Annotated in this window: 9 protein-coding genes; 3 read left to right on the top strand and 6 right to left on the bottom strand. The window is 71.8% G+C overall.

Annotated features, from left to right (window positions below):
- Positions 1-37: 37 nt before the first annotated feature.
- The 3 genes from ACFXJ8_RS29440 to ACFXJ8_RS29430 all read right to left on the bottom strand — a co-directional run bounded on the left by ACFXJ8_RS29440 (position 38) and on the right by ACFXJ8_RS29430 (position 4,195).
- Positions 38-1,267: an extracellular solute-binding protein gene (locus tag ACFXJ8_RS29440; protein WP_379647219.1), complete on the bottom strand. Its 1,230-nt coding sequence runs from the start codon at positions 1,265-1,267 to the stop codon at positions 38-40.
- 161 nt (positions 1,268-1,428) lie between these two features.
- Positions 1,429-2,934 carry a CoA-acylating methylmalonate-semialdehyde dehydrogenase gene (locus ACFXJ8_RS29435; RefSeq protein WP_379647218.1) on the bottom strand — a complete coding sequence of 502 codons (1,506 nt, stop codon included), beginning with the start codon at positions 2,932-2,934 and terminating at the stop codon, positions 1,429-1,431.
- Positions 2,921-4,195, bottom strand: coding sequence for an aspartate aminotransferase family protein (locus tag ACFXJ8_RS29430; RefSeq protein ID WP_379647217.1), 1,275 nt, complete (start codon positions 4,193-4,195; stop codon positions 2,921-2,923). Before ACFXJ8_RS29430 ends, ACFXJ8_RS29435 begins: the two co-directional genes overlap by 14 nt.
- Before the next feature lie 241 nt (positions 4,196-4,436).
- Here ACFXJ8_RS29430 and ACFXJ8_RS29425 point away from each other — a divergent pair, with 241 nt between their 5' ends.
- Positions 4,437-5,141, top strand: coding sequence for an alternative oxidase (locus ACFXJ8_RS29425; RefSeq protein ID WP_379647216.1), 705 nt, complete (start codon positions 4,437-4,439; stop codon positions 5,139-5,141).
- Positions 5,142-5,168: 27 nt separating this feature from the next.
- Here the strand turns inward: ACFXJ8_RS29425 and ACFXJ8_RS29420 are convergent, their stop codons facing one another.
- A complete protein-coding gene (locus ACFXJ8_RS29420; protein WP_379647215.1) occupies positions 5,169-6,620 on the bottom strand; it encodes an MFS transporter in 1,452 nt (483 codons plus the stop codon).
- Between the two features lie 55 nt (positions 6,621-6,675).
- On the opposite strand from ACFXJ8_RS29420, the gene ACFXJ8_RS29415 reads away from it, so the two are divergent.
- Positions 6,676-7,383, top strand: coding sequence for a TetR/AcrR family transcriptional regulator (locus ACFXJ8_RS29415; RefSeq protein WP_379647214.1), 708 nt, complete (start codon positions 6,676-6,678; stop codon positions 7,381-7,383).
- Here ACFXJ8_RS29415 and ACFXJ8_RS29410 read toward each other — a convergent pair.
- Both ACFXJ8_RS29410 and selA read right to left on the bottom strand, forming a co-directional pair.
- Positions 7,380-9,191 (bottom strand): SelB C-terminal domain-containing protein, encoded by a 1,812-nt coding sequence (locus tag ACFXJ8_RS29410; RefSeq protein ID WP_379647213.1) that lies wholly within the window; start codon positions 9,189-9,191, stop codon positions 7,380-7,382. The two genes, ACFXJ8_RS29415 and ACFXJ8_RS29410, sit on opposite strands and share 4 nt — an antisense overlap.
- Positions 9,182-10,468, bottom strand: a complete 1,287-nt coding sequence (gene selA, locus ACFXJ8_RS29405) for an L-seryl-tRNA(Sec) selenium transferase (protein WP_379647212.1) — start codon at positions 10,466-10,468, stop codon at positions 9,182-9,184. The genes ACFXJ8_RS29410 and selA overlap by 10 nt, the downstream gene beginning before the upstream one ends.
- Positions 10,469-10,501: 33 nt before the next feature.
- Here selA and selD point away from each other — a divergent pair, with 33 nt between their 5' ends.
- Positions 10,502-11,488 carry a selenide, water dikinase SelD gene (gene selD, locus ACFXJ8_RS29400; RefSeq protein WP_379647211.1) on the top strand — a complete coding sequence of 329 codons (987 nt, stop codon included), beginning with the start codon at positions 10,502-10,504 and terminating at the stop codon, positions 11,486-11,488.
- The last annotated feature ends 1 nt before the right edge of the window (position 11,489 follow it).

Genomic DNA, 11,489 nt, shown 5'->3' with positions numbered 1-11,489 from the left:
CCGCGGCATGGTAAATCTGTGGTCAACGCACCCCCGATCAACTCACCAGTTTGTCCCACCGAGCCGCCCAGGCGGCATAGTCAGTGCATTCCCGTTCCGCTGGTTTGCAATCCCCCGGTGGGCGTACCGCAAAGGAGATCTTTTCCAGCTTCTCCTCGTCCTCGACACCGTAGGCCTCGCAGATCCGCCGCACGTCTCTCTTGCAGGCCTTGGGGTTGGCCGGAGCGAGCCCCACCCACTCGATGGCGTCGTGCTGGGTCGCGGACTCAGCCGTCCAGCTCAGCCAGCGGTAGGCGCAGTCGAGGCTGGCCGTGTTCGTAGCCAGCATCCAGGAGTCGACCCAGCCGGTGACGGGCGCGTCGAGCGCCCTGACGTCCTTGTGCGCCTTCTGCAACAGCAGCCTGAAGTACGGCGTGGCCAGCGCGATGTCGACCTTGCCCGTGGCGAACGCCCGCACCAGCGTGATCGGCTCCTTCCAGTAGAGCCGGTGCTTGTTCCTGTCCAGCAGCGCCATGGCCTGGTCGAGCTGCGCGGGGGTCAGCTCGTAGGGGTCGGCGACCTCGCTGGCGAGCGCGGCGTCGGCGACGCTCAGCGGGGTGTCGGGCAGCGCCGAGCGCTGGCTGTCGTACAGGGCGAGCGCGTCACGTGGCTTGACCTTCGCCGCGTCGTAGATGATCTCGTTGACACCCCACAGGTACGGCACGCCGTACACCTTGCCGCCGGCCACGGTCTGCTCGCGCAGCCGCTCGATCAGCTCGTCGTAACCGGTGACCTTGGCGGTGTCGATGGGCCGCACCTGGCCGTCGGCGATCAGGCGCGCGGCCACCTCGGGGCCCGCCGAGATCACGTCGTAGGCCCGCTTCCCCACCTCGGCCTGCATGTCCTGCGCCGTCTGCACGGTGTCGAGCCTGGCGATGCGGCAGCCGGTCGTGCTCTCGAAGTCGGCCACCCAGTTGCGGCCCGCCCCGCCGGACTCGGCGTGGCCCTTGTAGGTGAGGATCTGCAGGGTGCCGTCGCTCTGCGGCGGGAGCGCGGTCGGGGTGGGCTTGGCGGTCGGCGTCGTCTTGATGGCCGGGGTGGACGAGGGGGTCGGGCTCGCGCTCGGGGTGACCCGCGCCGTGATGGTACGGCCCGCGCTCGCGCCCGCCGCGCACCCGGCCATCGCCACGCACGCCGCGGTGGCGAGCGCCATGGCGGGGAGGCGGTGTCTCGTCGTGCGCCTGCCGCGTCCTTCGGTGCGAGGAGGAAACGCGGAAGGATCGGGCACGATGGACTCCTGGCCAGTGAGTGTTCCGTGACAACCAAGCGGGACGTGCTCGATTTTACCGGGGATGGCGGGCCGGAGCGCGCCACGTCAGGCGCCAGGAGACGCGGCGACGCCCCGCGAGCGCCTGGCTCGCGGGGCGTAGCTCCTTGTGGGGTCCCGCACTACTTGTTGGTCGGGAACCCGAGGTTCACGCCGCCGTGCGACGGGTCGAGCCAGCGGGAGGTGACAACCTTTCCACGAGTGTAGAAGTGCACGCCCTCGGCGCCGTGGACGTGGGTGTCGCCGAACAGCGACGCCTTCCAGCCGCCGAAGCTGTAGAAGGCCATCGGCACGGGGATCGGCACGTTGATGCCGACCATGCCGACCTCCACCTCGTGCTGGAAACGCCGGGCGGCGCCGCCGTCGTTGGTGAAGATCGCGGTGCCGTTGCCGAACTCGCCGCCGTTGATCAGCTCCACGCCCTCCTCGTAGGAGGAGACCCGCACCACGGACAGGACGGGGCCGAAGATCTCCTCGGTGTGCACGCGCGAACCCGCGGGCACGTGGTCGAGGACCGTGGGCCCGAGCCAGAAGCCGGGAGTGTCGGCCGCCTTGCCGCCGCCGAGCACCTGGGTCTCGCGGCCGTCGACCACGAGCTTGGCGCCCTCGGACAGGCCCAGGTCGAGGTAGGAGGCCACCTTGTCGCGGTGCACCTCGGTGACCAGCGGACCCATCTCCGAACGCGCGTCGTCGCCGGGACCGATGGTCAGCTTGGCGACCCTTTCGACGATCTTGTCCACGAGCTCGTCGCCCACCGGGTCGACGGCCAGCACGACCGAGATCGCCATGCACCGCTCACCCGCCGAGCCGAAGCCCGCCGAGACGGCCGAGTCGGCCACCAGGTCGAGGTCGGCGTCGGGAAGGACCAGCATGTGGTTCTTCGCGCCGCCGAGCGCCTGGACGCGCTTGCCGTGCGCGGTGCCGGTCTCGTAGACGTAGCGGGCGATCGGGGTGGAGCCGACGAAGGAGACGGCCTTGACGTCCTCGTGCTCCAGGAGGCGGTCGACGGCGACCTTGTCGCCCTGGACGACGTTGAAGATGCCGTCGGGCAGCCCGGCCTCCTGCCACAGTCGCGCCATGAGCAGCGAGGCCGACGGGTCCTTCTCCGACGGCTTGAGGATGAAGGCGTTGCCGCAGGCGATGGCGATGGGGTACATCCACATCGGCACCATCGCGGGGAAGTTGAACGGCGTGATGCCCGCCACCACGCCGATCGGCTGGCGGATGGAGTAGGAGTCGACGCGGGTCGACACTCCCTCCGAGAAGCCGCCCTTGAGCAGGTGCGGGATGCCGCAGGCGAACTCCACGACCTCCAGGCCCCTGGCCACCTCACCGAGCGCGTCGGAGTGCACCTTGCCGTGCTCGGCGGAGATCAGCGCGGCCATCTCGTCGCGGTGGGCGTACATGAGCTCGCGGAAGCGGAACAGCACCTGCGCGCGCTTGACCAGCGAGGCGTCGCGCCAGGCGGGGAAGGCCGCGACCGCGGCGGCGACGGCGGCGTCCACGTCGGCGACCGACGCCATCGCGACCTTGCCGCTGACCTCGCCCGTCGCGGGGTTGAAGATGTCGGCGGTACGGCTGTCGCCGTCCGCCGGCGAGCCGTTGATCCAGTGGTTAACGAACTTCATCGTTGATGGTCTCCAGAGCGTTGACGATGATGCCGAGGCCCTCTGCCGCCTCGTCCATCGTCAGGGTGAGCGGCGGCGCCATGCGGATCGCCGTGCCGTACAGGCCGCCCTTGCCCGCGAGCAGGCCGAGCTTCTTGGACTCCTCCATGAACCTGGTGGCCAGCTCGGAGCTGGCCAGCTCCACCGCGAACATCAGGCCCTTGCCGCGGACGGCGGTGATGATCGGCAGCCGCTTGGCGGCCTCGCGCAGCCCGTCGATGATGAGCGCGCCCGTCCTGGCCGCGTTGGCCTGCAGGTCGTGGTCGAGGACGTAGTCGAGCGTGGCGTTGGCGGCGGCCATCGAGATCGGGTTGCCGCCGAAGGTGGCCAGGCCCACCGCGTGCAGGTTGTCGAGCAGGTCGCCGCGGGCCACGATGCCGCCGACCGCGAACCCGTTGCCCAGGCCCTTGGCGAAGGTCATCATGTCGGGGGTCACGCCGTGGTTCTGGATCCCGAAGAACGCCGATCCCGTGCGGCCCCATCCGGTCTGCACCTCGTCGGAGATGAAGAGGATCCCCTCCTCGTCGAGCACCTCCTTGTAGGCGGCGAACAGCCCGTCGGGGGCCATCGTGAAGCCGCCCACGCCCTGGATGGGCTCGGCGATGAGCGCGGCCACGTCGTTGGAGACGCCGGTGGCCAGCACGTGGCGCAGGTCCTCGACGCAGACCTTGATGTAGTCGGCGTCGGACAACCCGGCGAACTGCGGCAGGTGCCGGTCGGCGCCGTGCAGGAACGTCGCGTTGACCGGCGAGTAGGAGTTGTTCTTCCACGCGCGATTGGAGGTGACGCCGATCGCGCCGAAGGAGCGGCCGTGGTAGCTCTGCCGCATGGCGAGCACCTGGTCGGACTTGCGCGCGTAGGTGGCCAGCAGCAGGGCCGTCTCGTTGGCCTCGGTGCCGGAGTTGGTGAAGAAGACCTTCGCGTCGGGGATGCCGGACAGCCTGGCGATCTTCTCGGCCAGCTCGATCTGGCCGCGCAGCAGGTAGACGGTGCTGGTGTGGACGACGCCGGTGGCGAGCTGTCGCTCGACGGCCTCACGCACCTCGGGCACGTCGTACCCGATCATGTTGGTGAGAATCCCCGCGAAGAAGTCGAGGTAGCTCTTGCCCGAGGCGTCGACGACACGGTTGCCCTTGCCGCTGACGATCTCGATGGGCTCGTTGTAGTAGAGGGCCACCCAGTTGGGGATTACCGCCCTGTGGCGCGCGAGAAGGTCCGACATGCTTTCGAGTATCGCGGCTATTCGGCGTGCATCCCACCACCAACCTGTCGGCATGAGTCCACATCCGCTTACACTCTGCCCATGCGCCCCGGCCCCCTAGGGGATGTCCCGTGCGCCTGGCGGCGTACGCCCTCCTGCCCGGCTACACCGCGAGAGGCATGACGAATGCCCTCTGGCGGCGGACGCCCCGGTATGGGCCGATCGAGCACCATCGGGTCATCGACGAAAGAGGAGACCCGAGATGACCATCACGATCGACCGCCCCGAGGCCCCCGCCGGACCCCCCAAGCTCGACCGCGAGGCGCTGCGCAGGGCACAGCAGGAGACCCTGGCCACCCCGCGCATGGACTACAGCCTGCTGGCCAAGATGATGTTCAAACCCGTCGACCTCATGTACGGCAAGCAGGGCTCGTTCACCAAGTTCGCGATGCTGGAGATCATCGCCCGCGTGCCGTACCAGGCGTGGGAGCGGGTGGGCTACTGGGGCGTGCACCGCTACGCAGGGAAGTCGGCTCTGGCCAAGAGGGTCTTCGAGCGGATCGTCGAGGCCCGCGCCGACCAGGACAACGAGCAGTGGCACCTGCTGATCATGCAGGACCTGATCGAGCGGAACGGGATGAAGCAGAACTGGCTGCTGCACAAGGCGGCGCCCTGGTTCATCTCGTTCTTCTACTACCACGTCTCGTGGGTGCTGTTCCTGGTCAGGCCCGAGGCGAGCTACCGGCTCAACGCGGAGTTCGAGGACCACGCCGAGCACGAGTACATGACGTTCGTGGCGCAGAACCCGGACCTGGAGTTCATGCCCGATCCGGGGACGTACGCCGACGAGTACGGGCGCTACCGGTCGGTGGCCGACCTGCTGCGGCAGATCGGGCACGACGAGAGGACGCACAAGCTGGACAGCCTGGAGAACGTCAAGGACCCGCACTACGCCCCCGCCCGGTGAGCGGGGGCGGGCGCCAAAGATCGTGGGTCAGACCTCGGCGGGGGCCGGTGAGACGGGGACGGAGGGGCGCAGGACCAGCAGCGCGAGGCAGGCCGCCGCGAGGCAGGACGCCGCTCCGATCCACGCCCCCGTGGTCATCGCCGCGCTGAACGCCTCCCGCCCGGCGGCCGCCACGTCCGGGCCCAGCCGTACCGCGTGGGCGATCGACTCCCTGGCCGCCTCGGGCGCCGACTCGGGCATCGACGAGGTGTAGACCCCCGCCAGCACGCTTCCCAGGGCGGCGATGCTGAGGGCCATGCCGACCTGCTGGATGGTGTCGTTCAACGCCGACCCGACGCCCGCGTGCTCCACCGGTACCGCGCCCATGAGCGTCGCGTACGCCGCGGGCCCCGCGATCCCGCCACCGGCTCCCATAATCACGAAGGCTACGAGCAACGACCAGTAGCCGCTGCTCATCGCCATCACCGCGAACGACAGCCCCATCACCAGCATGCCCGCCACGATCAGCGTCCGGTTGGCGACCTTCTGCCCGAGCCCCGCGCCGACGCCGTTGAAGACCGCCGCCGAGATCGCGTACGGCAGCAGCGCCACCCCCAGCTGCGCCGCGCCGTACCCGAGCACGAACTGCAGGTACTGGGTGAGCATCAGCGATACCGCGCCGGACCCGAACGACATCAGCAGGATCGAGAACGACGACCCGCTGAAGTTGCGGTTGCCGAACAGGCCGAGCGGCAGCATCGGGTCGGCCGTCCTGCGCTCCCACAGCACGAAGCCGACCAGGCACGCCACGGCCAGGGCGATCAGTACGGGGTTCCAGGTCCGCTCGATGACGACGTAGACGAGGGAGAACAGCCCGACGACCGACAGCACGACGCCGACCGGGTCGAGCCTGCGCGCGGGCCCGCGCGTCTCGGGCATCAGGACGACGGCGGCGATGATGCCGATCACCGCGATGGGCGCGTTGAGCAGGAAGATCGAGCCCCACCAGTAGTTCTCGATGATGAGGCCGCCCACGATGGGCCCGGCGATCACGCCGAGCATGGCGACGGCGCTCCAGGCGGCCATGGCCTTGCGCCGTTCGTCGTCGTCGAAGGTGGTGATCAGGATGGACAGGGTCGAGGGCATGAGCATCGCGCCGCCCACTCCCATGAGCCCTCTGGCCGCGATGAGCTGCCAGGGTTCGGCGGCCAGGACGGCGACCAGCGAGGCGCCGCCGAAGATCGCCAGGCCGATGATGAGGAAGCGGCGCCTGCCGTACCGGTCGGACAGGCTTCCGGTGGTGAGCAGCAGGCCCGCGAAGACGAGCACGTAGGAGTCGAGGATCCACTGGATCTCCGACGGGCTGGCGCCCAGCTCCTGCATCAGGGTGGGGATCGCCACGTTGAGGACGGTGCTGTCCACCACCAGTGGCAGGAGCGCGAGGCACAGGACAACGAGAGACCACCAGCGACGCGGGTCTCGTACAGCGTTCGAGTTCACTCGCACAGCGTACGACATCACTCGTACAGTGTGCGAGTTGATTTATGCTGAAGGTGTGACCAGCAAGCAGTTCACCTCGGTGTGGACCCGCGAACCCCGGCAGAGCAAGGCGCAGGGGCAGGGGCTCACCCGTGACCAGATCGTCCGCGCCGCGCTCGAACTGCTCGACGCGGAGGGCCTCGACGCGCTGAGCATGCGCAAGCTCGGCGCCAGACTCGGCGCGGGCGCCACCAGCCTCTACTGGCACGTGGCCAACAAGGACGAGCTGCTCGAACTGGCCTATGACGAGATCTGGGGCGAGATGCCGGTGCCCGACCCCGAGACGGCGGGCTGGAAGGACACCGCCACCGCCTTCGCCTACGGCATGCGGCAGACGATCCTGGCACACCCGTGGGCCAGTGCTCTGATCGGCAGGCTGCCCGCCATCGGGCCCAACTCGCTGCGCGTGGGCGAGCTGCTACGCAAGGCGCTCTACCTGGCCGGATTCCGCGGAAGGGAGCAGGACTACGCGAGCTCGGCGATCATCGCGTTCGTCATCGGCACGACCATTCCCGAGGTCGCCTGGCGCGCATGGGCGGAGTCGGGCGACTTCGACGACGTGAGCCTGCGGGAGGTCGTGGAGCAGGCGGCGGCCGACTATCCCGAGCTCCTGGCCCGCAACAAGCATTACGAGGGCATCGACGATCGGGCCATGCGCGAGATGAACTTCGACTTCGGCCTGCTGTGCGTGCTCGACGGCCTGGAGCGACGGCTCGGCGCCTAGTCGGGCCCGACGAGCTCCCGCTCGCCGTCCGTCGCCCGGCGGGTCACACCCGCCGCGTCGAGGCTCTCCAGCAGCGGGATCGCGACCCGGCGCGAGGTGCCCAGCGCCTGTCTGGCCTGCGCCGTGGTGAACCTCCTGGGCAGCGTGGCCAGCACGGCCACGGCCCGTCCGGCGGCGTCGGCAGGCAGGACGACGCCAGGCGCCAGGCGGGTGAGCCGGCCGGCGGACTCGGCCGCGGCCAGGGCGCGGGCGTCCAGGCCCAGAGCGGCCAGCCGCTCGCTGTCGGGAGCGGCGAAGGGTTCGGCGGCCCACCCGGCCTCCAGCGCACGGACCGCCCGCTCGGTGGCGGGAGGGAGCGCCGCACCCGGCGGCAGCAGCCGTCCCCGCTCCCTCCGCAGCCGCAGGGGCGCGGCGAGCGCGTCCACCAGCGTCCGGTCCGGCAGCCCGAGGGCCTGCCGGGCCGCCTCCAGGGGAAGGCCAGGGTCCAGCGGGTCCCGGACGGCCCGCGCCTGGACGAGGGCGGCAAGCCGGTCCCGCCAGGCCGCCCACGAGGCGGGATCGGCCAGCCACTCCCCCACCGCCACCGTCCCTTCGGGGAGGTCGTCGGTGGGGGCGCCCATGGCGGCCAGGTCGGCGCGCCTGGCCAGACAGCGACGGCGCAGCTCGGCGGCGAGGTCGCCGCGGCCGTCCATCGCCGCGAGCTCGGCCGCCCGACGGCCGGCCGCGCCCCTGCGCCGCAGCTCCGGCGGCCGGACGTCGAGGACCGTCGCCCCCCACAGGTGGCGGCTGCCGGGGTCGCGCAGCAGGGCCCGGTCGCCGATCCGCAACGGCAGGGCCTCCGCCAGGACGATCCTGGCGGTGCCGGCCCCCGTGCCGGCCCCCGTGCCGGCCCCCGTGCCGGCCCCCGTGTCAGCCGCCGTGCCCGTGGTCAGCGGCCTGACGGTGGCAGGCACGGCGGCCGATCCGATGTGCCACACCACCTGGCGGGGCGGTCGGCGCGGCACGTCCCCTGGCGGCGACAGCCGTACGTCCAGGACCGTGGTGGGCAGCCAGCGGCCGGGCGTCACCAGCACGTCGCCGCGCCGCAAGCCGTCGGCGGCGCCGCGCACGTTGACCGCCACCCGGGCGGGCCCGGCGATCTCGTCGCACGCCTGTCCGAGGCTGTGCAGGCCGCGCACCCGCAGGGTCTCGCCGCCGGCCTGAACGGTGTCGCCGGTCGCCAGCGTGCCCGCGCCGAGCGTGCCGGTGACGACGGTGCCCCGTCCCGCGATCGTGAACACCCGGTCGATCCACAGCCGCACGTCGGATCCCGGGTCGGGGTCGGGCAGCGCGGCCGCCATCGCGGCGAGGGCGGCCCGCAGCTCGGGCAGGCCGGAGCCGGTGCGGCCGCTGACGGCCACCGCCGGGATGCCCTCCAGCGTGGTGCCCTCCATCCTGGCCCGCGCCTCGGCCAGGGCCGCGCCCGGGTCGGCCAGGTCCGCCCTGGTGATCGCGAGCACCCCGCGGGTGATGCCCAGCGCGGCGACGGCGTCCAGGTGCTCCTGCGACTGCACGCGCCAGCCCTCGTCGGCCGCCACGACGAACAGCACGGCGGGCACCGGGCCCACGCCTGCCAGCATGTTGGTCAGGAAGCGCTCGTGGCCTGGCACGTCGACGAAGGCGAGGTCGCCGGTCCACACAAAGCCGAGGTCGATGGTCAGCCCGCGGCGCCGCTCCTCCTCCCAGCGGTCGGGCTCCATCCCGGTCAGCGCGCGCAGCAGCGTGGACTTGCCGTGGTCGACGTGTCCCGCGGTGGCGATCACCCGCATGCGGCCACCACCGCGTCGAACAGGATCCGGTCGTCGTCAGGGGCCAGCGCCCGCAGGTCGAGCAGGCAGCGCCCGCGCTCGACGCGGCCGAGGACGGGCGGCTCGCCCAGGCGGAGGGGCTCGGCGAGCGACTCGTCCAGGGCGACGGCGGCGCTCGGCAGCTCGACGCCGGGCGCGCCGCCGCCGCCGACACGGGCCACGCTGGTCACGGCCGCGGCCGCCAGCCCCTTGTCGGCCAGCCGTACGGCGAGCGCCGTGGCCCTGGCCAGCAGGTCGGCGGGGTCGGCGTGCAGGGCGAGCGCCGTCGGCGGGGGCGGCCCTTCGATGGTCGCCTCGAGCGCGGCGAGCGTGAGCTTGTCCACCCGCAGGGCGCGGGCGAGCGGGTGCCGGCGCAGCCGGTCGACCAGGTCGGCGCGGCCCAGCAGCAGGCCGCACTGGGGGCCGCCGAGCAGCTTGTCGCCGCTGGCGGTCACCAGGTCCGCGCCTTCAGCCAGCCAGGTGGCCGCGTCCGGCTCGCCTGGCAGCGCCGGGTCGGGCCGCAGCAGCCCGGACCCCGCGTCGGCCACCAGCGGCACGCCGAGCCCGGCCAGCTCGGCGATCGCCGGGGACGCCGTGAAGCCCTCGATACGGTAGTTGGACGGGTGCACTTTCAGCACGAACCCGGTGTCGGGGCCGATGGCGTCGGCGTAGTCGGCGACCCGCGTCCGGTTGGTGGTGCCGACCTCCCGCAGCCGCGCCCCGGTCGAGGCGAGCAGGTCGGGCAGGCGGAAGCCATCGCCGATCTCGACGAGCTCGCCCCTGCTGACCACGATCTCGCGCCCCTGCGCCAGCGCGGTGGCCGCCAGCACGAGGGCCGCGGCGTTGTTGTTGACCACGTGCACGGCGCCCGCGTCGGGGACCGCCCTGGCCAGCGCCGCCATGGCCGTCCCGCCCCGCCGCCCCCTGCGCCCGGTGGCCAGGTCCAGCTCCACGTCGGTGGTGCCGGCGGCGGCCCGCACCGCCTCGATCGCCGCCGCCGACAGCGCCGCCCTGCCGAGGTTGGTGTGCAGGAGCACGCCGGTGGCGTTGACGACCCTGCGCGGCCCGGACCTGGTCAGCTCGTCGAGGGCCGCCTCCACCACCTGGCCGGGCGTGATGGCACCCTGCCTCGCGCGCCGCTGCGCGTCCATGACGGCGGCTTTCACCCGGGTACGGCCCAGCCGCGCCAAGGCCTCGCCGAGCCGCGGGTCGGCTAGCACGGCATCAGTTCGCGGTATGAATCGGCGCGGATCGGTCATGCGGCTCAAGATAGATCGCTCTAGAGTCTGATCATGGTGAGATTGACGCAATTCGCCCAGGGTGGTGGCTGTGCGTGCAAGATCCCGGCCGGCGAGCTGGAGGAGGTGCTGACCGGGTTCGGTGTGACACCCGCCGATCCGCTGGGCGATCTGATCGTGGGTCTGGAGACCGGCGACGATGCCGCGGTCGTCAGGATCGACGGCGACACGGCGATCGTGAGCACCGCCGACTTCTTCACGCCCGTGGTCGACGACCCCTACGACTGGGGGCGGATCGCGGCGGCCAATGCGCTCTCGGACGTGTACGCGATGGGCGGGCGGCCCGTGGTGGGGCTCAACCTGCTGTGCTGGCCGCGCGAGCGCCTGCCGTACGAGCTGGCCAGAGAGGTGCTGCGCGGCGGTGCGGAGGTCGCCGCGCGAGCCGGCTGCCACCTGGCGGGCGGGCACAGCGTGACGGACGTCGAGCCCAAGTACGGCATGGCCGTGACCGGCCTGGCCGACCCCGATCGGCTGATGCGCAACGATGCGGGCAAGGCCGGCGCGCCGCTCTCACTGACCAAGCCGCTGGGTCTTGGCGTGCTCAACAACCGGCACAAGGCCACGGGCGAGGTGTTCGCCGAGGCGGTCGAGATCATGACGACGCTCAACGCCGAGGCCTCGCGGGCGGCGCTGGGCGCGGGCGTGACGTGCGCCACCGACGTGACCGGGTTCGGGCTGCTGGGGCACCTGTTCAAGCTGGCCAGGGCGTCGGGGGTGAGCGCGGTCGTCGACGCCGCCGCCGTGCCGCTGCTGGCCGGGGCGCGGGAAGCGGTCCGCGACGGGTACGTGCCCGGAGGGTCGCGGCGCAACCTGGAGTGGGTGGCCCCGCACCTCGACACCGGCTCGGCGACCGAGGAGACGCTCCTGCTGCTGGCCGACGCGCAGACCTCCGGTGGGCTGCTGGTGGCGGGCGAGATCCCGGGCGCGCCGGTGATCGGCGAATTGGTGGAGGCGGGAGACGCCACGATCATGATCCGCTAGG

It is taken from the genome of Nonomuraea sp. NPDC059194 (assembly GCF_042754765.1).
In the GTDB taxonomy this organism is placed as follows: Bacteria; Actinomycetota; Actinomycetes; order Streptosporangiales; family Streptosporangiaceae; genus Nonomuraea.
This window is presented reverse-complemented; position numbering and strand designations above follow the sequence as displayed.